Origin of the sequence: Blautia sp. RTP21359st1_E11_RTP21359_211015, from assembly GCF_040910705.1 — a bacterium.
GTDB classification, from domain to species: domain Bacteria; phylum Bacillota; class Clostridia; order Lachnospirales; family Lachnospiraceae; genus Blautia_A; species Blautia_A fusiformis.
The window spans coordinates 26,419-50,020 of the sequence record NZ_JBDGAB010000018.1 but is presented as its reverse complement, the minus strand read 5'-3'; the positions used below and the strand labels follow the sequence as shown (position 1 = coordinate 50,020).

20 protein-coding genes are annotated in these 23,602 nt (G+C 44.6%); 4 read left to right on the top strand and 16 right to left on the bottom strand.

Annotated features, from left to right (window positions below):
* The first annotated feature begins 129 nt into the window (after positions 1-129).
* Positions 130-1,854 (top strand): ammonium transporter, encoded by a 1,725-nt coding sequence (locus AB5026_RS08520; RefSeq protein WP_173739920.1) that lies wholly within the window; start codon positions 130-132, stop codon positions 1,852-1,854.
* Between the two features lie 111 nt (positions 1,855-1,965).
* On the opposite strand, the gene AB5026_RS08515 is transcribed toward AB5026_RS08520, so the two are convergent.
* The 9 genes from AB5026_RS08515 to AB5026_RS08475 form a co-directional block, all read right to left on the bottom strand.
* Positions 1,966-2,616, bottom strand: a complete 651-nt coding sequence (locus tag AB5026_RS08515; RefSeq protein WP_022426741.1) for a trimeric intracellular cation channel family protein — start codon at positions 2,614-2,616, stop codon at positions 1,966-1,968.
* Positions 2,617-2,832: 216 nt separating this feature from the next.
* A complete protein-coding gene (locus AB5026_RS08510) occupies positions 2,833-3,345 on the bottom strand; it encodes a transcription repressor NadR (RefSeq protein ID WP_021651124.1) in 513 nt (170 codons plus the stop codon).
* A 188-nt stretch (positions 3,346-3,533) separates the two neighbouring features.
* The gene (gene nadC, locus AB5026_RS08505; RefSeq protein ID WP_021651122.1) at positions 3,534-4,388 is read right to left on the bottom strand and encodes a carboxylating nicotinate-nucleotide diphosphorylase; all 855 of its coding nucleotides are present in this window, start codon (positions 4,386-4,388) and stop codon (positions 3,534-3,536) included.
* 101 nt (positions 4,389-4,489) lie between these two features.
* Complete coding sequence (locus AB5026_RS08500; protein ID WP_173739921.1) at positions 4,490-5,749, bottom strand: FAD-binding protein; 1,260 nt, start codon at positions 5,747-5,749, stop codon at positions 4,490-4,492.
* Between the two features lie 73 nt (positions 5,750-5,822).
* Positions 5,823-6,728: a quinolinate synthase NadA gene (gene nadA, locus AB5026_RS08495; RefSeq protein WP_161209440.1), complete on the bottom strand. Its 906-nt coding sequence runs from the start codon at positions 6,726-6,728 to the stop codon at positions 5,823-5,825.
* A gap of 439 nt (positions 6,729-7,167) precedes the next feature.
* Positions 7,168-8,088: a sugar phosphate isomerase/epimerase family protein gene (locus AB5026_RS08490; protein ID WP_015525733.1), complete on the bottom strand. Its 921-nt coding sequence runs from the start codon at positions 8,086-8,088 to the stop codon at positions 7,168-7,170.
* Positions 8,085-10,193 (bottom strand): cytidylate kinase family protein, encoded by a 2,109-nt coding sequence (locus AB5026_RS08485; RefSeq protein WP_114001428.1) that lies wholly within the window; start codon positions 10,191-10,193, stop codon positions 8,085-8,087. The genes AB5026_RS08490 and AB5026_RS08485 overlap by 4 nt, the downstream gene beginning before the upstream one ends.
* 45 nt (positions 10,194-10,238) lie before the next feature.
* Positions 10,239-11,072 carry a sugar phosphate isomerase/epimerase gene (locus tag AB5026_RS08480; protein ID WP_173722613.1) on the bottom strand — a complete coding sequence of 278 codons (834 nt, stop codon included), beginning with the start codon at positions 11,070-11,072 and terminating at the stop codon, positions 10,239-10,241.
* A gap of 202 nt (positions 11,073-11,274) precedes the next feature.
* Positions 11,275-12,279 carry a Gfo/Idh/MocA family protein gene (locus AB5026_RS08475; protein ID WP_015525730.1) on the bottom strand — a complete coding sequence of 335 codons (1,005 nt, stop codon included), beginning with the start codon at positions 12,277-12,279 and terminating at the stop codon, positions 11,275-11,277.
* A gap of 512 nt (positions 12,280-12,791) precedes the next feature.
* On the opposite strand from AB5026_RS08475, the gene AB5026_RS08470 reads away from it, so the two are divergent.
* On the top strand, positions 12,792-14,075 hold the full coding sequence (locus AB5026_RS08470) for an O-acetylhomoserine aminocarboxypropyltransferase/cysteine synthase family protein (protein ID WP_173739922.1): 1,284 nt from the start codon (positions 12,792-12,794) through the stop codon (positions 14,073-14,075).
* Between the two features lie 189 nt (positions 14,076-14,264).
* On the opposite strand, the gene AB5026_RS08465 is transcribed toward AB5026_RS08470, so the two are convergent.
* Positions 14,265-14,558, bottom strand: a complete 294-nt coding sequence (locus AB5026_RS08465; RefSeq protein WP_092069275.1) for a phage holin family protein — start codon at positions 14,556-14,558, stop codon at positions 14,265-14,267.
* Positions 14,559-14,813: 255 nt separating this feature from the next.
* A complete protein-coding gene (locus AB5026_RS08460) occupies positions 14,814-15,527 on the bottom strand; it encodes a TraX family protein (protein ID WP_021885873.1) in 714 nt (237 codons plus the stop codon).
* A 542-nt stretch (positions 15,528-16,069) separates the two neighbouring features.
* On the opposite strand from AB5026_RS08460, the gene AB5026_RS08455 reads away from it, so the two are divergent.
* The gene (locus tag AB5026_RS08455) at positions 16,070-17,062 is read left to right on the top strand and encodes an aldo/keto reductase (protein WP_092069272.1); all 993 of its coding nucleotides are present in this window, start codon (positions 16,070-16,072) and stop codon (positions 17,060-17,062) included.
* Between the two features lie 203 nt (positions 17,063-17,265).
* Here AB5026_RS08455 and AB5026_RS08450 read toward each other — a convergent pair whose 3' ends face one another.
* A complete protein-coding gene (locus AB5026_RS08450) occupies positions 17,266-18,276 on the bottom strand; it encodes a GGGtGRT protein (protein ID WP_015525727.1) in 1,011 nt (336 codons plus the stop codon).
* Positions 18,277-18,316: 40 nt separating this feature from the next.
* Complete coding sequence (locus tag AB5026_RS08445) at positions 18,317-19,009, bottom strand: iron-sulfur cluster assembly scaffold protein (RefSeq protein WP_015525726.1); 693 nt, start codon at positions 19,007-19,009, stop codon at positions 18,317-18,319.
* A gap of 246 nt (positions 19,010-19,255) precedes the next feature.
* Here AB5026_RS08445 and AB5026_RS08440 point away from each other — a divergent pair, with 246 nt between their 5' ends.
* A complete protein-coding gene (locus AB5026_RS08440; RefSeq protein WP_173739923.1) occupies positions 19,256-19,993 on the top strand; it encodes a TraX family protein in 738 nt (245 codons plus the stop codon).
* A gap of 127 nt (positions 19,994-20,120) precedes the next feature.
* Here the strand turns inward: AB5026_RS08440 and AB5026_RS08435 are convergent, their stop codons facing one another.
* Genes AB5026_RS08435 through AB5026_RS08425 form a run of 3 tightly spaced genes read right to left on the bottom strand, consistent with a single transcriptional unit; the run spans position 20,121 to position 23,594 of the window.
* Positions 20,121-20,789: a transferase gene (locus AB5026_RS08435; RefSeq protein ID WP_021651109.1), complete on the bottom strand. Its 669-nt coding sequence runs from the start codon at positions 20,787-20,789 to the stop codon at positions 20,121-20,123.
* Complete coding sequence (locus AB5026_RS08430) at positions 20,786-22,837, bottom strand: DNA topoisomerase (RefSeq protein ID WP_021651108.1); 2,052 nt, start codon at positions 22,835-22,837, stop codon at positions 20,786-20,788. Before AB5026_RS08430 ends, AB5026_RS08435 begins: the two co-directional genes overlap by 4 nt.
* Before the next feature lies 1 nt (position 22,838).
* Positions 22,839-23,594, bottom strand: a complete 756-nt coding sequence (locus tag AB5026_RS08425; RefSeq protein WP_015525722.1) for a formate/nitrite transporter family protein — start codon at positions 23,592-23,594, stop codon at positions 22,839-22,841.
* Between the last annotated feature and the right edge of the window lie 8 nt (positions 23,595-23,602).

Below are 23,602 nucleotides of genomic sequence, written 5' to 3'. Positions count from 1 at the left end.
TTTCCTCTCTCCTGCGCTTTTTCGTTATACTGATACTGGATAAATTCTATCTGTTTTTTCTGTCCGGTATTACAAAAATTCTTTCTATACATAATAGGAAAGAAAAAAATTGGGAAAGGGAGTGTTACTATGTATTCTTCAGTAAACACAACTTGGGTCCTCGTCGGTGCAGCACTGGTCTTCTTCATGCAGGCTGGATTTGCAATGGTCGAAACAGGATTCACAAGAGCAAAAAACGCAGGAAATATCATCATGAAAAACCTGATGGACTTCTGTATCGGTACACCGGTCTTCTGGCTGGTTGGATTTGGCATCATGTTCGGTGCAGGAAACGGTTTCTTCGGCAAGATCGGCGGAATCGCCTCAGAGGCAAACTACGGAAACGCAATGCTTCCGGATGGAGTTCCTTTCTGGGCATTTCTCATCTTCCAGACTGTATTCTGTGCTACTTCTGCTACCATCGTATCCGGTGCCATGGCAGAGCGTACTAAATTCATCTCCTACTGTATCTATAGTTTACTGATCAGTCTCGTTGTATATCCGGTATCCGGTCACTGGATCTGGGGCGGCGGCTTTATCAGCCAGATGGGATTTCACGATTTCGCAGGTTCCTGTGCCGTTCACATGGTTGGTGGTGTTGCTGCACTGATCGGTGCCATCATCCTCGGACCTCGTATCGGAAAATATTCCAAATCCGGTAAATCCAGAGCAATCCCGGGACATAACCTTACGGTTGGTGCACTTGGTGTATTCATTCTCTGGTTCTGCTGGTTCGGTTTCAACGGTGCATCTACTGTCAGCATGGAAGGCGATGCCATTGTAAGCGCCGGAAAGATCTTCGTAACAACAAACCTTGCAGCTGCTGTTGCTACTGTAACAGTTATGCTGATCACATGGATCCGCTACAAAAAGCCGGATGTTTCCATGTCCCTGAACGGTTCTCTTGCAGGACTGGTAGCCATCACAGCAGGCTGTGATACCGTATCTCCTACATCTGCAGCTATCATCGGAATCCTCTCCGGATTCATTGTAGTATTTGGTATTGAATTTGTTGATAAAGTTCTCAAAATTGATGACCCGGTTGGTGCTGTTGGCGTTCACGGTCTTAACGGTGCTTTCGGAACTCTTGCTGTCGGTCTTTTCTCCGACGGTGCAGGTACCGAGTGGAAAGGTCTTCTCACAGGCGGTGGTTTCCATGGCTTCGGTGTTCAGTTTATTGGTATGGCTATCACCATCGCATGGGTTACTGTTACTATGACAATTATCTTCCAGGTGATCAAACACACCATCGGACTTCGTGTTTCCGCTGAGGAAGAGATCGCAGGTCTGGATATGAAAGAGCATGGCCTCGCAAGTGCATACGATGGATTCTTTGTACAGGATACCATGACAAAGGCTCCGACTCCAATGGGAACTTCCGTAAAAGCCCCTGTTGTAAAACATGCTCCTTCTGCTCCTGCTGAATCTGTTCCTGAAATTCCTGCAGACGGCGTACACAAACTGACAAAGGTTGTTATCATCACACGTCAGAACAAGCTGGATGAGTTTATGCAGGCTATGAACGAGATCGGCGTAACCGGTATCACTATCACAAACGTTATGGGCTGTGGTGTTCAGAAGGGTGCTCCAACCTACTATCGTGGTGTTGAGGTTGACATGAACCTCCGTCCGAAGGTTAAGATCGAGATCGTTGTAAGTCTTGTACCGGTTCAGAAGGTTATTGATACTGCAAAAGAAGTTCTTCATACCGGTCAGATCGGTGATGGTAAGGTCTTCGTTTACGATATCGAAAACGTTGTCAAGATCCGTACCGGCGAGGAAGGCTTCCTGGCTCTGCAGGATACAGACGCATGATTCTCTTATGAGAGGAACAGATAAAATCTTCTACGCAATATAAACCAAATAAAAGCCAAAAAGCTCCGGAACATTATTCCTTAAATGTTCCGGAGCTTTTCATATCTTTTTTTATTCTCTTCTCAGTCTCGGCAGATTCCACCGGTAATGTGCCGCCAGGTACCGGATCAGGATCACTACCACCGTTCCGATCACCATGGCCGGCACTCCGCCCCACAGCCTGTATATCCAAACACAGGCAATGGCCCCTACAATAGACGCACAGGCATAAATATGGCGCACAAAAATATATGGCGGTACTCCTGCCATCATATCACGGATCAAGCCGCCTCCAACTCCTGTGACAGTCCCAAGAAATACAAGAAAAAATGTTCTTTCCATATACCCCTGGGAAATCCCCTTATCAACCCCCATGACAGTAAACACACCAAGGCCAACCGTATCCATCACCAGCATCACCTTATCATAGACCAGCCGGTTCCCGCCTTCCAAAAGCTCCTGCTTCCAGTACATCACTGCAAATACAATACAGGACGTCACGGTTGCCACAATGGTATACAGCGGATCCTGAAACATTCCCGGCGGCACGATTCCCAGGATAATATCCCTGGTAGCTCCTCCGCCCACTGCAGTCACCACTCCAAGAACGCAGACCCCGAAAATATCCATTCCTCTCTGCGCCCCCACCATAGCTCCGGAAGCAGCAAACGCAATAGTTCCTGCCATCTCCAGCATAAATGTAAACATACTCTGATAATCCATTTCCCCCTCCATGCATATCAAGCCGTATTTTTTCTCACCCTCATATCTGCATCCTGTTTTCCCTGTCTGCACATTTCCACAAGGTGCACATTTCCGCAGGGTGCAAGAAGGAACCCTGCCATGCAGGATTCCTTCTCTTATCTTCGTGATCACTATATTTCATATTAACAGAATTTTCTCATTCTGTATATCTTTTCTTTTTGTATCTGACTTCTGCTATTCTGCTTCGATCAGAAATCCTCGCCGTTTCAGCATATCCTGGATCATATCCAGGATTTCCTCGGATTCTGCTTCTACTTTATGATAATGATAATCCGATGTGATATTCTTCAAAGGACTGGACTTGCCGCTTCGGATATCCTCCATAAAATTCTCAACCTGGCGCCTGGAGCTGATATTCAGTTCTGCCTCGATATGCCCGTAAACTCTGTGATTCACCATTACATTGATCACTTTTCCGCCAAGATCCACAATCCCGCAGAGCTCGTTTTCCAGATCCGCATCTGTATGATGCACCTTGAATATCCGGCTCACAGTATGGGGAGCAGTAAAAATATATCCTCTATTGGTGGAGATCACGTCATTCCCCTCCGCGCGTATCAGCGCAATATCCTGCACGATCACCTGTCTGCTGACCTGAAATGTTCTGGCCAGAGCACTTCCTGAGACCGGCCGTTCACTGTTTTTAATTTGATCCATGATCGCTGTCCTGCGTTCTGAACCAGTCATTTAAGTTCCCCTTTCCTGGCTGTGCCTGTACTTTTTGTTCCGATACCTCTCTCCTTCATTCTCGCGATCTCTCCAACCCGGCCCGACATCACCTGCTATGCCTCTGCTTCCGGCAATTCACGCTTCTTTTCTGATATTCGGGGGATTTCCTGTCACAGCACTCGGTATTCTGTAAAATCCTGCATTTTTTAGGAAAGTGGATGAAGATTCTTAAGCGAAATATCAAGGATCGGTGCAGAATGCGTTAATGCACCACTTGATACATAGTCTACACCAACATCCCTGATCTTTGCAATGTTTTCTTTTGTAACATTTCCGGAACATTCAGTTTTTGCTCTTCCGCCGATCAGCTGCACCGCTTCTTTCATCATCTCCGGAGTCATGTTATCAAGCATGATGATATCTGCGCCGGCCTCAACAGCTTCTTTTACCTGATCAAGAGTTTCTACCTCAACTTCGATCTTGCGGACAAAAGGAGCGTACTCCTGTGCCATTTTTACAGCATTCGCAACGCTTCCTGCTGCTCCGATGTGATTGTCTTTCAGAAGGACTCCGTCAGAAAGATTATATCTGTGGTTCTGTCCGCCGCCTACACGAACAGCATATTTCTCAAAAATACGCATATTCGGCGTTGTTTTTCTGGTATCCAGCAATGTGATCCCTGTTCCTTCAAGAAGTGACGCAACCGAATGTGTATAGGTTGCGATCCCGCTCATTCTCTGAAGATAATTCAGCGCCACACGCTCGCCGGAAAGAAGCACCCGGATATCTCCTGTAACTTTTCCCATTTTCTGACCTTTTTTTACTTCATCGCCATCCTTGCAGAACAGCTCCACTTTTGTGTCAGCATCCAGAAGCGTAAATACACGGCTGAAGATTTCCAGTCCCGCAATGATTCCATCCTCTTTACAGATCAGATCTACCTCTCCCGGAACTGCTTCTTTCATAACAGAGTTTGTGGTAACGTCTTCGCTTGAAATATCTTCCTTTAAAGCCTCCAGGATCAGGTGATCTACCTGAAGTGTCATTGTGATCTTATTCATTTTACAATACCTTCTCTTTCTTAATTATCACATCAGCCCTGTTCTCCAAAGCAAGGCTACTCCTGTCTTTCATAATACGGATATTTATATTCCGGCTGCATTCACGCCGCACCTGCAGCACTTTTCTTTTCTGCTGAGATTGCTTTGGCTGCACGTTTTGCAAATACAAGGCTCTCCAGCAGGGAATTACTTGCCAGTCTGTTCGCGCCATGTACACCGTTGCAGCTGGTTTCTCCCACTGCATAAAGCTGGTCCATGCTGGTCTTGCTGTCAGAATCCACCCAGATACCGCCCATGAAATAATGCTGAGCAGGAACAACAGGGATGCATTCTTTTGTCACATCATAGCCTTCTTCCAGACATCTCTGATAAATATTCGGAAAATGATTCAGGATCGTATCTTTATCAATATTTTCCATGGAAAGCCATACATGGTCTGTTCCTTCTTTTTTCATTTCTTCCCGGATCGCATTTGTTACTACATCTCTTGGAAGAAGTTCATTGACAAAACGCTCTTTTTTGCTGTTATAAAGTACTGCACCTTCTCCTCGAACCGATTCTGAGATCAGGAATCTGCGGCCCGGTCTCTTGGAATACAGCGTTGTCGGATGGATCTGCACATAATCCAGATGTTCCAGACGCACATTGTGTTTTTTTGCAATATCAAGAGCATCCCCTGTGAGATGCGGATAGTTGGTGGAATGCGCATATCTTCCTCCGATCCCGCCGCTGGCCAGGATCGTATCCTGTGCATAAATCTCTACCGGGATCTCTCCGCCCGGCTGGATCTCTTCCTGGGTCTTCACCGCTTCTTCGGCTTCCATAGCTTCAAGACGTGCTCTGTTCGCTTCTGCGGAAACTGCCTTCAGACCTGTACATTTGCCATTTTCCACAAGAATATCCTGCATGGTAGTATATTCCAGAATTGTTACATTTTCAAGCTTCAGGACCTGCTGGAGCAGTTTTTCGGAAATTTCTTTTCCTGTGATATCCTCATGATAAAGGATCCTCGGTCTGGAATGTGCACCTTCTCTTGTATAGGCAAAATCATCTCCATCCATCTTGAAATCCACGCCATATCCGACAAGGTCATTAATGATGTCTCTGGAGCCTCGGATCATAATGTCTACCGACTCTTTTCTGTTTTCGTAATGTCCTGCCTTCATGGTGTCTTCAAAATAGCTGTCGTAATCGTTTTCATCACGAAGCACACAGATCCCGCCCTGGGCCAGGAAAGAATCACTGCTCCTCATATCCTCTTTTGTGATGATCACGATCTTTTTGTCCCGCGGAAGCTTCAAGGCACTGAACATACCTGCAACACCTGTTCCCACGATCACTACGTCTGTTTTAATTCTCATTGCTTTTCGCCTCTCTGTCTTGATTTCTCTTTTCAGCCAACTCAGACAAATCTTTTATACAAATGTGTTTTATTTATTTTGCCAGTTCCAGCATCCGCTCCAGCGGTCTCTTCGCGTTTTCACGTGTCTCGTCTGTTACATGAACCTCATTCTCCCCGGTTTTCAGAACGTGGAGAACTTTTTCCAGAAATACTTTTTTCATGTTTTTGCAAACCGGTACGGTTTCTGTGAAGTAGAATTTTTTATCCGGGCAGGTAGTTTCCAGCTTGTACTGAACGCCACATTCTGTGCAGATGATAAACTCTTTATTGTCACTTTCCTGTGCATATTTAATGATTCCGGATGTGCTTCCGATGTAATCAGCCTGTTTCAGAACTGTCTGAGGACATTCCGGATGTGCCAGAACCAGTGCATCCGGGTGCGCTTCTTTTGCTGCTTTTACTTCTTCCGGATTCATAAATTCATGGACAATACAGAAACCTTCGTTATAAATAAAGTTCTTCTCAGGAACCTGTTCTGCAATAAAATGTGCAAGATTTCTGTCCGGGATAAAAAAGATGTTTTTGTTCGGAAGCGCTTTTACGATCTTTACTGCATTTGCGGAAGTAACACATACATCAGAAAGCTCCTTCAATGTTGCTGTGGAATTAATGTAACAGACAACTGCCACATCGTCATATTCCTCTCGCACCTTGCGGATGCCTTCTTCTGTTGCCATATGAGCCATCGGACAGTCTGCATCCATGGCAGGCATCAGAACAATTTTATCCGGACTTAAGATCTTGGCGCTCTCTCCCATAAATCCTACTCCACAGAACACGATCGTCTTCTCTTTCGCGCTGGCTGCGATCTTGCTGAGATAAAAGGAATCTCCTATATAGTCAGCAACATCCTGCACTTCGGGACGCACGTAGTAGTGTGCAAGGATGATGGCATCTTTTTCTTTTTTTAATTTCTGGATTTCTTCTGCAACTGTCATTATCTTTCACCTTTCCTGCAGGATTTCTTTTTTGAATTCCTGCTTTTGCTTTCTAGTACAGCGAATATTAAGTAACCGCCATATTGACTTGTCTGATTTTTCATCTGCTGCGTCAATATAGCAGAAACTTAATTTTCGCTGTACTAGTCTTTATTATGCAGATACTTCTGATCTGCTTTTTATTATCATGTAACTTTTTTCAAAACATCTTACACATAATACCACAGTCCTTTACATGTGACAAGACAGTTGTTTGATATATGTAAAGTTTTTTTTGTAAAGAAAGACATCAAAAAACACGGTTTCCACAATGAAACTTTCATCCTGGAAACCGTGTTTCTGCACACATTCATTATTTTATCAGTCTTATTCACCGTTCTGCGTACTGTCAGCTGCTCATTTATTACAGTTTTCTTTCTGATCTGCCGCGATCACCCGATCATTTCCCCAGCAGTTCTCTCTCAATCCGCTCTCTTGCTTCCGGGGCCTGCTTATCCATCTTTTCCGGAAAACCAAACATGGAAACGCAGGCAATGTTATCGCCGCCGGCTTTCGGTGCATCCGGTTTCAGCTGCTTGCTGGCAAAATCCATTTCTCTCAATGTTTCAAAAATACCATCAAAATCCACATCACCCTCACCCATTGCAAGATGCTGATGCACCGTCACATCCGCTTTTCCACGGCCATTCAGCCACGGCGGATTTAAAATGTATCTGCAGTCCATGGTCTGGTTAAAGGTATCCGCAAAAAGTACATGGGTCAGTTCATCTCCCGCATATTTCAGCATGGACCGCACATCTCCTTTGCCCTCATCGTAGAAGAAGCCGTGAGGAGAAGAATACACATAACCAAGATTTGGAGAACGGAAGGATTTCACCATATCACAGGTCTCATTATTCAGCTCACAGAAATCATAAGGATGAGACTGGATCTCCACACGGATACCCTCACGCTCGATCAGCGGAAGCAATTCCTCCATGGATCTAAACCACATTCCATTGCAGATCTCCTGCTGGTTCGGATCACCCGAAAGCTCTGTATTGATAACCTTCACTCCCATATCTCCGGCGATCTGGATCATCCGTTTCCAGTTTGCAACTGCAAACTGTCTCTGTTCCTCCGTCGGACCAGACCAGCGATACACCACGATAAAGGACGAAATCTCAACGCCAGTCTCTTTAAGAGCCTGTCTGTATTCCTGTTCACATTCTTTTGAAAACAACGGATGCTTATAGAACGGATTGATTCTCGGATGCGGAGACTGTTCAATATATTTATATCCCCAGTCCGCCACCTGATGGACCATACGGTTGATATCCATCTGTTTCGCAAGAACATCTACGTCAAATGCGATCTTCATGATGCATTCCCTCCTTTTTCCTCTTCTTTATTCCGGATATAATCCAGAATCAGGCTGGCCGCTCCGGCTACACCTGTTTTGGATACATTGATCACCATATCGTAATAATGGGGATCGTCTCTGCGGATTCCGGTAAACTTCTCATAGTATTCATTTCGGATCTGATCACGTTTCTTCAGTTCTCCAAGAGACTGGCCTTTATAATATTCCTGGCCCTCTTTTTCCCGGTAAGCATCATCTGCATAAACGAAAAAGCTGTATGTATGCGGCTCTCCACGAAGCACATAGTTGGCACATCTTCCCAGGAATACACCTGGTCTTCTCTCAGAAAGCTCACGGATGATCCGGCTCTGCACCTCAAACATCTGAACACCTGTATAATCTGCTGCCGCACCTGCCGATGAATGTCCATACGGGGAAAATGTAAGCTCAGAATCCTCATAATTGTAGGAATCCAGATACTGCCTTACACTTTCCAGATCTGCTTTTTCCATACCGAACTTTTCTGCCATAAGACAGATGATCTGGCGATCATAAACCTTGCAGTCCAGTGCTTTTGCAACACCCTCGGCAATCTTTCTTCCACTGCTGCCATACAGTCTTCCAATTGCCACGTTGATCCGGTTTCCGGAAGCTTCCGGTAACGGCATGGCCTGGATCTCGCCCGGCACAGAGACGCTTTCCTCTCCCGATTCTCTCTGGATCAGTTCACGCATCATTTTGTCATAAACTTTGTCCAGCTGGTAGCATGCTGCGATCACAAACATCACTACCCAGATCGCTATCGGAACATACAGATAAAATCCCTTGATCACGCGGATTGCCTCTGCAGACTGCTCTGCCGCTGTCGCCTTTGTTCCGTCAAAGTATGCCGCCGAAAGAATTCCTCCCATAATAGCAGAAGTCAGTCCGGAACCGGCTTTCTGACCCATGCTCATAGATGAGAACATCAGACCCTCCACACGCTTGCCTGTTTTCCACTGGCCATACTCAATAGCATCGCTTGGAAGAGAATACTGCACACCATAGAATGGGGCGATTCCGATACCTCTCATGATACAGGTTACAACACCAAGCGAAACACTGGTAATATTCATCAGGAACAGAAGCTGTCCTGCAACGCCCAGGATGCAGCCGACACAGATGAGATTTCTTTTTCCATAGCGGGGAAGCACCTTCGGCAAAAGGGCAATTCCTGCCACAGTTGCCAGTTTCTCAGCTGCGGAAAGAGGCATGACGAGGTCTACATTTCCGAGTACATACTGGCAGTAATAGGTAAGGTCCGTTCCGATAATGATCTGATATGCGGTATAAAAGATCATCAGCCCCAGAGCGATAAGGAAATACCGGTTGGTAACGGTTGCTTTAAATGCTTCCACAAAAGGAATATCTTCCTTTTCCTGTTTTGCTGCAGAAACACGCTCTGTACAGACCATATAAGTATTCACAAGTACACCGACAGAAATGATCGCATAGCCGGCAGTTACCAGGATCCAGGCCATCTGCTGATTGCCGGTAATATTCGCTACGATATTGATCAGCGGCAGTGTGAACGCAGTAATGATCATACTTGCTGTGATCGACAATACCATGCGGATGTTACAGATCACATCACGTTCACGACGGTCACGGCTCATCAGAGATCCCAGTGCATGGAATGGCTGGCTGATAGCAGTGTATACAACCGTATTCATGATATTATAGGTAACAAAAGCATAGATGATCTTTCCCATATTTCCCATTGGCGGCATGGTGAACAAAAGCACCGCTGCCAGCGCATAAGGAACCGCAAGTCTTAAGATCCAGATCCTGGCTTTTCCATACTTGGAATGAGTCCGGTCGATAATAGTTCCCATCAGCACATCGGAAAATCCATCAAAAACACGGGACAAAAGCATGATCATTCCTACCGCACCTGCTGATATTCCAACAACGTTGGTATAAAAATAGATCAGCAGAGTTGTAGTCATGGTATACATCAAGGTCAGTGCCGGATCACCAAAACAGTATGCCAGCTTTTCCGACAACGGAACCTTGATGAATTCATTCAAGTCTTTCCCCTTCTGCTTGTAATTCAACAATTCAGGGATTCCCTTACCAGCCATAGTATCTACCTCCTATCGGTTTAAGGTCGGACCTTTCTGAATGAATTATCCGAAATATTTCTGCACAAAGTCTCTGGTAACTTCCGCAGCCTTTTTCACGTTGTCCTCATGGCTCATTGCATAGTACTCCGGACGGAACTCTTCGATGGTGCAAACGCCATCAAAACCAATCTCCTTCAGTGCAGCTGCGATTCCTGCATGATCTACAACACCCTCACCCGGCCACAGTCTCTTGTCGTCTCCGCAGGAGCCAAGCGGAAGATCCTCACAGTCATTTAAATGGTATGCAAAAATCTTCTTGCCATCAGCAGCTCTCAGATCCTCAAGGCGGGAGCACATCTCATGGAAATGGAAGGTATCAACGGTAACACCTACATTATCTCTGTCTACTGCTTTTACCACATCATAGGCTGTTCCAAACTGGTTGATGGAGCAGTTCGGTGCACCACAGAACTCCAAGGAGATCTTCATATCCGCGCCAACCTTATCGGAAAGATAACGAAGACGTGCAACTGCTTCTTCTTTGATTTCACTGACAGATTTGTCTTTTACATCAAAGCTTGGAACGGTGATCAGCATTTTCATTCCAATCGCTTTGGAAACCTTCAGGATAAAATCAACTTCTTCGTCAATCTCTTTTTCCCCTGCCTCATCTCTCTGGTTAAAGAAGATCAGAGTGTTATATGCCCATGGTTTCAGATGATGATTCTTAAACCAGTCTGCAAGTTCTTCCAGTGTATGCTCTTTAAGATAGTCCTTTACGCAGTCAAAGCGGATCTCAATATAATCAAAACCATATTTCTCGCACATCTCCAGGTCTGCCGTAAGAGACTGTCCTTTACATTCCAGTGCAGTTGCTTCATTAAATCCTAATTTCATCTTCAATACCCTCCATATGTTTTTACTTTTCAGCCAATTTTTCCGGTTAATCTCACCGGCAGGTTTTCCACTGCAGTTTCAACAAAGCCGAAGCGGAATCGGATCCTGCCGGTAACTGCCGCCGCAGACTCATTGGGGAAGTCTGTAGCAATAAGTTGGTATGATAACTCACACTTGATGAGGTGGAGCTCGTAAAATATATTTATTTATAAAATTCCGGCTTCTCAACTGCTGAAACGATTTTCTCGATCTGTCCGGTTTCCTGCGCTTTTACAAGAGCATCTGCTGTGATCGCTGCCAGGTATCCATCCCATGCATTCGGTCCTGTGATCACTCCTGCCTCTGCGTTATCAACCCAGTCCTGAACCTCTTTATCATAAGCGTCTTTAAATCTTACGAAGCAGTCTGTGTCAATAGCAGTGGACACTGCCGCATTCTTGCGGATAGACGGATAAGCCGGCTGTGCCATTTTCAGTGCACCGTCCTCACATACAACTTCACAGTTGATGTCATATCCAAACTTGCAGTTTACAAATACTTCTACATCAATGCATACACCTTTTTTAGTACGGAGCATCATGATCTGCGGATCCTTCAGCTCAGAGTGGGAATATTTCGTCACTTTTGGCATTACTACCTGTGCTGATTCATACTCATCATCTACAAGCCAGTGAAGGACATCGATCTCATGGATTGCGGTATCGTGCACAGCCATTGGTGTATTGTAATTGGTACCTACCTCCGGATTTCTGTGTGTACAGTGAAGGATCAGCGGCTCGCCGTATTCTCCGGTTGCAAGTGCTTCCTTGATCTGCTGATATCCCTTGTCATAGCGTCTCATAAATCCAAGCTGGATGAGATGTTTGCCGGCTGCCTCCTCTGCCTTTACTACTTTCAGGCAGTCCTCAGCAGTTGTACATAATGGTTTCTCACAGAAAATCCTCTTACCGGCCTCGATTGCCTGAAGAAGAGAATCTACATGTGCGAAGCCCGGAGATACGATAAATACTGCATCTACGTTCTCTGCATTGATGAGCTCCTTACTGTCTGCATAGACTTTTGCTCCGCAGATCTCGGCTGCTTTCCTGGCACTTTCCTCAAATACATCGGAAACAGCTACTACTTCTGCTCCCTGGATCTTCTCTGTCAGTCTTCTGATATGATCTCTTCCCATTCCGCCGCATCCGATAACTCCTACTCTTAACATTTTAAATTCCTCCGTTCATTTTTTATTGTTTTCTGTTTTTGTGTTCTTTTTGATGATGTTATATTATCATTTTGTGCACGTGAACGCAATATCTTTTTTGTACAAATTTTCCATTTTGTTTTTATGCGATTTTCACCATTTGTTACTTCATTCACATATTTTGTTTATTTTACAGTATTTTTTCGGCATTCACTCACATTTTCGCATCTATAAAATGACTTACTATGCTTATTATAAACGTTGATCATATAGCGTTTTATTATGTGCACAAGAACGCAATATTTCATTTCCCTTATACCCTAGTAGAGTTTATGTAGAATATTATTGTATTTCAACACATAAAGAGTTATACTTATATGTAGTTTTATTTAAAATACACAAATGCATTTTTCATACTTTATTTAACCGAACTTTAAGGATCAAAGCTTCTCTCAGAAATCCCTGAAACGCAGGCAGGCTTCCCTGATTCGGTTAAATTCATACGAAAAACACAGCAGAAAGGACTTATCCCTATGAGCGACTATAATTTAGAAACTAAATGTATCCACTCCGGCTATACCCCATCCAAGGGCGAGCCCTGTGCACTTCCTGTCTATCAGAGCACTACTTACAAATATGACACCACTGACGAAATGGGCCAGTTATTTGATCTGAAGGCAGACGGATATTTTTACACCCGTCTCCAGAACCCGACCAACGATGCCGTAGCTGCAAAGATCGCAGATCTGGAAGGCGGTGTTGCTGCGATCCTGACTTCTTCCGGACAGGCAGCCAACTTCTACGCAGTATTTAATATCTGTGAGGCAGGCGATCACGTTGTTGCCGCTTCTACCATTTACGGAGGAACCTTCAACCTTCTTGCCGTCACCTTCAAGAAGCTTGGCATTGACTGCACCTTTGTTGATACCGATGCAACAGAAGAAGAGATCGCTGCCGCATTCAAACCGAACACAAAGGTTCTCTTTGCAGAAACTATCGCCAATCCGGCTCTGGTAGTTCTTGATATCGAGAAATTTGCACACGTTGCACACCAAAACGGCGTGCCTCTTATTGTGGATAACACCTTTGCCACACCGGTAAACTGCCGTCCCTTCGAGTGGGGTGCAGATATCGTTACCCACTCCACCACCAAATATATGGACGGACATGCCGTTCAGGTAGGCGGCGCCATTGTCGACAGCGGTAACTTCGACTGGGATGCCTATGGCCATAAATATCACGGTCTGACAGAGCCGGATGAATCCTATCACGGTGTTGTCTATACAAAGCAGTTTGGAAAAAAAGCTTACATCACTAAGGCTACTTCCCAGCTGATGCGTGATCTGGGCTCTATTCCGTCTCCGATGAACTGCTTCCTTCTGAACCTCGGCCTGGAAACGCTTCCACTGCGTGTTGAACGCCATTGCTCCAACGCCCAGAAGATTGCAGAATACCTAAACGCACACGAAAAGGTTTCTCATGTAAATTACGCAGGACTTCCGGAGGATAAATATCACGCACTGGCTCAGAAATATATGAAGGATGGTCATACCTGCGGCGTTATCTCCTTTGAACTGACCGGTGGCCGTGATGCAGCAGTCCGTTTTATGGACAGTCTGAAGCTTGCCACCATCGCAACTCATGTTGCTGCTTCCATCACTATGGTCCTTCACCCAGCCAGCCATACCCACCGTCAGATGAACGACGAGCAGCTGGTTGAAGCAGGAGTTTCTCCCGGAATGATCCGTCTTTCCATTGGTATCGAAAATGTGGATGATATTATCAAAGATCTGGATCAGGCACTGAAAAATGCATAAATAACCAATTCAAAAAGGAAGGATACATCTGCTCATGCATGATGTATCCTTCCTTTTTATGATATATTTTCTCCTACTCTCAATTATGGCATTTCCGCAAATTACCTGCATCCTGTTCTGAACGGCTTTCTTCTGGCGCATAAATTCCTGCAGCTGCTGCAAGTATCTGAAACTACCTTACAAAATCCATTATTCATCTTTTTCCAGCTGTTTGATCAGCTGGTTCACATATGTAGAAAGCCCCGCCACCAGGACTCCCTGTGTCGTGGATGTAAATACTGCCATTGCAATATCCTGTGCATTTTTACAGGAACAGGTAGCAAAAACATAAATTCCGCATATAAGGATTCCTGCACACCCCAATATCAGCGGAATATATTTGTCCTTCACAGCCTGAGCCTCCTTCAGTGCGATCCCCATAAAATACAAAGCGATTGCTGTGATCAGCAATTCCGGTTTAATATAATTCACAAGCGCTTCCATGAATATTCTCAGTATCTCCTCTGCCGCTTTGATTTATTTTATGAATTTCTCCAAGAAATATTTCACAAATTCCCCAAAAATGTAAGCTACGTGTAAGCTATCTGTAAGCTACGCATAAATTTTCATGCGTTCTCAGACTGATTTGTTCTATTTTTCTTTAGACACAAAGAAAGGGGCTGTGAAATAACAGTCATCTACGCAAAAAGAGGACTTTTCGTTCATTTTAAAAGAAAACTCCTTTTTAAAATTTCATATTCAAATCTTAAGACACATTCTTATAATTCCTAAAATCAGCAAATGTACTGGATAAAAAAGATAATTAAACCACTTATTCTGTTTTCCACGTTCTCCATTATAAGTAAGTGTCAGGCCAAATCCAAGCAAAGCCCATGGTTCTTTGAACATGGAAAGATAGGAAAATGGAATCGCAAGTGCCTGTCGGTCATGAAAAATATAATAGAAATATCCAATCAGCACCGCATGATGTTCATAATCTAATCCCAGATTCATTGCAGCAAAGCACAATACTGCCACAATGAGAAATGATACGAAATACCATAAAGCTTTCGGCAATGCTGCCATCTTTTCCTTGAGTACATCAATCAGCCAGATCATGGCAAGCACCAAGGCTAACGTAAACATAATATTGTTCCAGTTGGCTTCAAAAAATGTAGCTGTTGTACACATATCAAAAGGAATTTCTGATATTACTCCAAATACAAGAAGTGTAATTAAATACTTCCATTTATTTTTTGTGTGGAAATAGCCTTCCACGAGAAGGAAGATGAATATTGGAAATGCGATTCTTCCTAAAATATCAAAAAAGTCACTCAACCGATTCAATGCTCCTCCATCCAAATTCGGATAGATTAACGCTTTGTTTGTGTGATCGATAAGCATAGATAGAAAAGCAATGTATTTAAGCTGCGCCCCTGAAAATATTTTTATTCTTTCTTTTATATTGTTCATAAAAAATAGTCCTTTTTTTAATTTCTTCAATTACATTCACTTATTGGGTCATCTTTACCCACCCCACTGGATATAGCGAAAAGGAACCGTTGAATAGTAGAAAGCTAAGATTGTGATAACTCTATATTACTATAGTTGTTTTGAAAAAACTATATAAAAGAAGAGTTTATGAAGCATAAAGCTTTAAAGAAAATCGAAGGAGGAAAGTCCACTCAAAGAGTGAATATACAAAAACAAAAGATTAAGGTGCAGAAACTTCATCTGGAATTGTTGGAGAAATTGCAGTAGCATACAGGTTACTGTTCACTCCCGTGTCAATCACTTCGCTGATTGACACGGAGGATGCATGTTTTGGCTTGAATGCATCTCGCCCCATCGCCAAAGGCGATTTAAAATGGTGAGATGCGTTTCTGGTCGCACATCGTGTGAACAGTAACGCATACAGCGAAAACAGAGGCTGAAATGAAGAGCTGGATGCAATTGAAGAAAAAATATGATATCCTAAGTGTAGCAGAAAGATATAATCATGGAGGTATATACACATGTACATTGCAGACAAAAAAAGATACGACACAATGGTTTACAACCGCTGCGGTAAAAGTGGCTTGAAGCTGCCTGTTGTTTCACTTGGACTCTGGCACAATTTTGGTGATACAAGTATCTACGAAAATATGAAGCAGATGTGCTTTACCTCTTTTGACAATGGAATCACTCATTTTGACCTTGCCAATAATTATGGGCCTGCTTATGGCAGTGCAGAACGCAATTTCGGCAAGCTTTTCAGGGAAGAACTTCATCCATACCGAGATGAAATGCTCATCAGCACAAAGGCCGGATTTGATATGTGGGAAGGACCTTATGGCAATTGGGGAAGCCGCAAGTACCTTATTGCAAGCCTGGACCAGAGTCTTAAGCGACTTGGACTTGATTATGTCGATATCTTCTATCATCACAGAATGGATCCTGAGACACCACTTGAGGAGACTATGGGTGCTCTTGACTCTATCGTTCGAAGTGGAAAAGCCCTTTATGTAGGTCTTTCAAATTATGATGGTCCCACACTTAAAAAAGCTACAGAAATCCTAACCGATTTGAAATGTCCTTTCGTAATCAACCAGAACCGTTATTCTATCTTTGACAGAACAATTGAGAATAACGGGCTTAAGGACACTGCCTATGAGCTTGGAAAAGGTATCATAGCTTTCTCTCCTCTCGCACAGGGACTTCTTACGAAGCGCTACCTCAATGGTATCCCTGCTGATAGCAGAATTGCCACTGACGGACGATTCCTTAATGAGACTGCACTTACATCAGAAAAGCTTTCCCAGATTCAGGCACTTAACGAAATTGCTATGGAAAGAGGACAGACGCTTGCCGAGATGGCTCTTAGCTGGATTCTAAAAGATGATAAAGTAACAAGTGTCCTAATTGGAGCTTCAAAACCTGAGCAGATTCTTGATAATATCAAGATAATCGGACATACTGATTTTTCAGATGAAGAACTTAAGAAGATTGATGATATCGTTAATTCTTAATCAATGAAAGGGGCTGTGATCGGCTCTTCTTTTTGTTTCCTTCGCTCTGTTACCTACCTGTTGCCTATCTTACCATTTTCAAGACTTCTCACACTGACTCAAATTACATCTTCTTTTTTACGATCAAAATTAAGAAAAGTACCGCAGCCCTTGGAACTACGGTACTTTCAAGGTTTGTTGACTCTTTAATTAAAAAGGTTTTATTAGAACTTGCCAGCGTCAGCAGCTTCCTGTACGGAAACAGCTACAGCAACTGTCATACCAACCATCGGGTTGTTTCCAGCGCCGATAAGACCCATCATCTCTACGTGAGCCGGTACGGAAGAAGATCCTGCGAACTGAGCGTCAGAATGCATACGTCCAAGTGTATCAGTCATACCGTAGGAAGCAGGACCTGCTGCCATGTTGTCCGGATGAAGTGTACGTCCTGTACCACCGCCGGAAGCAACGGAGAAGTATTTTTTGCCTTTCTCGTTGCACTCTTTTTTGTATGTTCCTGCTACCGGATGCTGGAAACGAGTCGGGTTTGTGGAGTTTCCTGTGATGGAAACGTCAACGCCCTCTTTCCACATGATCGCAACACCTTCCGGAACGCTGTTAGCGCCGTAGCAGTTAACCTTTGCACGAAGTCCCTCAGAATAGGATTTACGGAATACTTCCTTAACCTCGTTCTTATATGGATCATACTCTGTCTCTACATATGTAAAGCCGTTGATACGGGAGATGATCTGAGCAGCATCTTTTCCAAGACCGTTCAGGATAACACGAAGAGGTTTTTTACGAACCTTGTTTGCTTTCTCTGCGATACCGATCGCACCCTCAGCTGCTGCGAAAGACTCATGTCCTGCAAGGAAGCAGAAGCAGTCTGTCTCTTCCTCAAGAAGCATCTTTCCAAGGTTTCCATGTCCAAGACCTACTTTACGTGTGTCTGCAACGGATCCCGGGATACAGAAAGCCTGAAGGCCTTCTCCGATAGCTGCTGCTGCGTCAGCGGCTCTTCTGCAGCCTTTTTTGATCGCGATAGCTGCACCTACTGTGTAAGCCCAACAAGCGTTCTCGAAGCAGATCGGCTGAATGCCTTTGATCTGATCGTAAACGTTCAGTCCTGCGTCTTTAGTGATTTTCTCAGCTTCTTCGATAGAAGCGATTCCATAGCTGTTTAAAACAGAATTGATCTTGTCAATTCGTCTCTCATATGATTCAAATAAAGCCATTTCCTGTAACCTCCTGATATTTTTACCTTACGAAGTGTAATTACTCTTTTCTTGGGTCGATGATCTTAACAGCATCTGCAACACGGCCGTACTGACCTTTTGCTTTCTCCCATGCTGTGTTCGGGTCATCACCTTTCTTAATGAAGTCAGTCATTTTTCCAAGGCTTACGAACTGATATCCGATGATCTCATCGTTCTCATCAAGAGCGATACCTGTAACATAACCCTCAGCCATCTCAAGGTAACGAGGTCCTTTTTTCAGAGTTCCATACATTGTACCAACCTGAGAACGAAGTCCTTTTCCAAGGTCCTCAAGACCAGCGCCTACTGCAAGTCCGTCCTCGGAGAATGCAGACTGGGAACGTCCGTAAACGATCTGAAGGAAAAGCTCTCTCATAGCTGTATTGATTGCATCACATACAAGGTCTGTGTTCAGTGCCTCCATAACGGTAAGTCCTGGAAGGATCTCAGAAGCCATAGCTGCAGAGTGAGTCATTCCTGAACATCCGATTGTCTCAACAAGTGCCTCCTGGATGATTCCCTCTTTAACGTTAAGGGAAAGCTTACAAGCACCCTGCTGCGGAGCACACCAGCCAACACCGTGTGTAAATCCGGAGATATCCTTTACTTCTTTTGCCTGAACCCATTTTGCTTCTTCCGGGATCGGAGCGGCACCATGATGTACGCCCTGTGCCACTGGACACATTTCTTCTACTTCGCGTGAATAAATCATTTTAAAACTCCTTTCAAGTATAGATTGACCGATGTTATTGAGAAAAAAAGTTCGATAACACCCTATGGCTATTTTCTCACAAAACCTTTGTTTCGTCCAGTCATATTTGATAAAATTTTGCCATAAAACGCATAATATTGGTAGTTATTCCGGCAGTATTGCATGCCTAACTGTCAAATATTTCTGGCAACTACTGTATGTATGTGATAATATATTAGCAAGTTTAACCTTGGAGGTATATTTTTCATGAATGCATCTGTGGATTCTGTTTTTCCAGAAAAATACCGCATTCTCAGCGGAAGCGCTCTGAAGATGATCGCGGTCATCACCATGCTGATCGATCATATCGGAGCTGTGCTGCTCAGTATGTATCAGCCTGCACAGAAAATCCTGTTTACACTTTTCGGCAGAGAATATACTGTATATCTTATTTTCCGCGATATCGGAAGAGCTGCTTTTCCCATCTTCTGTTTTCTCCTGCTGGAAGGCTTCCGGCATACACGGAGCAGGTTCCTCTATGGAAGAAATCTCCTTCTTTTTGCGCTGCTCTCAGAAATTCCGTGGAATCTGATGTTTACAAATACGCTGCGTTACGAAAGACAAAATGTGTTTTTTACGCTTTTCCTCGGATATCTGGCCTTTTGTGCCATCGAATATTTCCAGACCAGACCTTCGATGCAGCTTCTCTGCATCCTGGGACTGCTTGTTGTTTCCATTTTTCTGAAAGCAGACTATGGATGGCGGGGGTATATCTTCCTGCTGATCATGTACTATATGCGAGACGATAAGCCAGGCCAGGCAATCCTCGGAAGCTGCTGGCTTTACTATGAATGGAGAGCCTCCTTTGCCTTTCTGTCCATTAACCTGTACAATGGAAAAAGAGGCTTCATCCGCGGAAAATCAGCAAAATATTTCTTTTACTGGTTTTACCCAGTCCATATTATAGGACTGGTCATACTTCGACAGCTTTTGTTTTTATCTTAATCCCGCCCGCTCCGGTCGGTTCATCCTTCCACGACCAATACTGTTGCATCGCATCCATCCCTCATCAAAAAAAAGCTGCACTCTCTCAAAAGTGCAGCCTAAATGCGTGTCCAGAAGAATCTGTTTCTTATTTTTTCTTTACGATCTCTTTTGCATTTTTATAAATGGAATCTGCAGGAACACATCCACGTACCGGTGACAGCGGGTAGATATTAGAATTCCGTCCGATCACAGTACCGGGATTCAGCACAGAACCGCATCCGACTTCAACATGATCTCCGAGCATCGCTCCGAATTTCTTAAGACCGGTTTCGATCTTTTCATCCCCGTCTTTTACGACAACCAGCTTCTTGTCTGATTTTACGTTGGAACAGATCGATCCGGCACCCATGTGGGACTTATATCCCAGCACAGCATCTCCAACATAATTATAATGAGGAACCTGAACCTTGTTAAACAGCACTGCATTCTTAAGCTCTGTGGAATTTCCCACAACTGCGCCCTCACCAACGATAGCCTTGCCGCGGATAAATGCACAGTGGCGCACCTCGGCGTCTCTGCCAATGATAGCCGGTCCGGTGATACTTGCAGTCGGCGCAACTGTAGCGGATCTTGCGATCCATACATTTTCGCCCTTCTCCTCATATTCAGAAGGATCCAGTGTTTTTCCCAGCTTAATAATGAAATCTCCGATCTCCGGAAGAACCTCCCACGGATAGGTTTTTCCCTCAAAAAGCTCTGCTGCAATGGTCTCATTCAGATCCAGCATATTGCTGATAGTAAAATCTTTCATCATGATGATTTCTTTCCTCCCTGTCTGGAAGCTCGCTCCGGCTTCCTGTAGTTTACAGCGGCCACATCAAAAAACTGCCGCAGGTTATACTGATAATTGCTTGCCTCCACCTGCCGGGTACGTACCCGCACAAAATGCTCCAGCTTGTCCATATATTCCTGTTCCGTGATGCTGCCCTCTGCCACATAGGTGAGCCCCTTTTCCCAGCTTGCCGTAAGCTCCGGGTTCAGAAGCTGCCGGATAGAACAATTTACCACATCGAAGATCATTTCCCCAAGAAGTGTTGGAGTGATCACCTGGGTCTTTTTGTTCAGTGCCAGATATTTGATGTTAAAAAGCTTCTTCAGGATCTCGGCACGGGTAGCACTGGTGCCGATCCCGCTTCCCTTGATCTGGGCTCGAAGCTCCTCATCCTCGATCAGCTGTCCTGCATTTTCCATGGCAAGGATCATGGAACCGGAATTGTATCGTTTGGGCGGTGAAGTCTCACCCTCCTTGATACTCAAACCGTTCACAGGAAGTATATCACCCTTTTTCAGCTTCTGCAACGCCTCCAGGAGCACAGTATCACAGGAAACCTCGTCTTCCTCTCCATTTCTGTTTTTCTCACTGTCTGAAGCCCTTTTCCGCGAAAAAGAATTCGTGGCGATCTTCAGATAGCCTTCTTCTTTGAGAACCTTAAAGGATGAAAAGAATGCCTCGCCGTCCAGCTTCGTCACAAGACTCACCTTCTGATAAACGGCCGGCGGATAAAAAATACACAAAAATCTCCGTACAATGGTCTCGTACACACGCTGTGCAGTAAGAGACACGCTTCCAAGCGCATTCAATCCCTGACCGGTAGGAATGATCGCGTAATGGTCTGTGATCTGCTTGTCATTCACATATCTGGTCTTTGCAATGCTTTTCCAGGATTCCATCCCCAAAACCTCTGCCGCCGCAACACCGGCCTGCTGATAATTTCGAAGACCGGATATATTCTTGTATATCTCCTTGGCCACTGCCGTGGAAAGAACTCTGGCATCCGTTCTCGGATAAGTCACCAGCTTCTTCTCATAAAGCTCCTGTACGATCCGGAGTGTCTCGTCCGGACTGATCTTAAACAGCTTTGAGCACACATTCTGAAGCTCCGCCAGGTTAAAAAGAAGCGGCGGATTTTTGTTTTCTTTTTTTCGTTCCACCTTTTCCACAATACAGGAAAGGGGCTGGTTCACCATCAGCTGATCGATCAGCATCTGTGCATGCTCTTTTTTCCTGAAGCCGTTTTCTTTATAAAGATACGGGGACTGGAAATACCGGCTGCCTTCCACAGCTCTCCATTCACCGTCAAAATTTTCACCTGCAAGTCCAATACTGCCAAGGACACGGTAAAACGGTGTCTTCACAAAGACACGGATTTCCCGTTCTCTCCTCACTACCATGCCAAGAACACAGGTCATCACACGCCCTACTGCAATAGCCTGATATTTGGAATGGAGATAATTGGTGACACTGCTTCCGTAGCGCAAGGTCAGAACTCTGGAAAAATTGATTCCCATAAGATAATCTTCCTTTGCGCGGAGATACGCAGATGCTGCCAGATTATCATACTCCGAGATATCCGTCGCTTCACGGATTCCTCTTAAGATCTCTTCCTCTGTCTGGGAATCGATCCACACACGTTTCTGGACTTTCCCCTTTACTCCTGCCATCTGGGCTACCAGACGGTAGATATATTCACCCTCACGTCCGGAGTCGGTACACACATAAATGGTATCCACATCCGGCCGGTTCAGCAGTCCTTTTACGATCTCGAACTGCTTTTTGACCCCGGGGATCACTTCATATTTAAATTCGCGCGGCAAAAAAGGCAGGGTATCAAAACTCCACCTTTTAAACTTGATATCATATTTTTCGGGATAGCTCATGGTAACCAGGTGTCCTACACACCAGGTTACCACAGAATCATCAGATTCCAGATATCCGTCTTTTCTCTGACCGTTGATCTTCAAAGCCTTCGCAAATTCCTGTGCCACGCTGGGCTTCTCCGCTATGTATAAAGCCTTTGCCATACTATTTATCTGCACTCATCTTTCTAAGCGGCCATGCCAGAAGCACAGCTCCGCCAACTATATTTCCCAGTGTTACGATTACCATGCTTTTAAGCATAGCGCCGACAGACAATCCTGGCACCATACAGAATGCAACTGTAAAAATACCCATATTTGCAATACAATGCTCAAATCCGCTGACAACGAAACCTGAAATACAGATCACGATCATCAGGAACTTGCCTGACTCACTCTTCAGCTTAATGCCGCAGAGAACAGCAAGACAGACGAAGAAATTACAAAGTACCGCACGGAAAAACATCTGTCCTGCCGGAATACTCAGTTTTCCGTTTATAAATCCGGCAAAATAATCTGCTGTACCGGACGCTCCGGCACCTACAAAGATCAGCGCCAGGATCAGGCATCCCACAAAATTGCCGATGTAACTGATTCCCCAGACCTTTCCAACATCTTTCCATGATACGCTCTTGTCATACGCACCAAAAGCCATTACCAGATTGTTACCGGTAAACAGCTCTCCTCCTACCATTACGATCAACAGGACCGCAATGGAGAACACGATGGCTCCAAGGAATTTCCCCCATTCCGGGAAAGTTTTGGAAAATACATTTCCAACAACGTTACTGTAGATCATCGCCACATCAATAAAAAATCCGGCCATGATCGCCCGCATAAAGTATTTTCCGAAATTGCTGTTCAGTAAGTTTATCTTACCCTTCGCAGCGGTTGACAGTTTCTCTACATCCTCCCTGTTCATAAATAGCA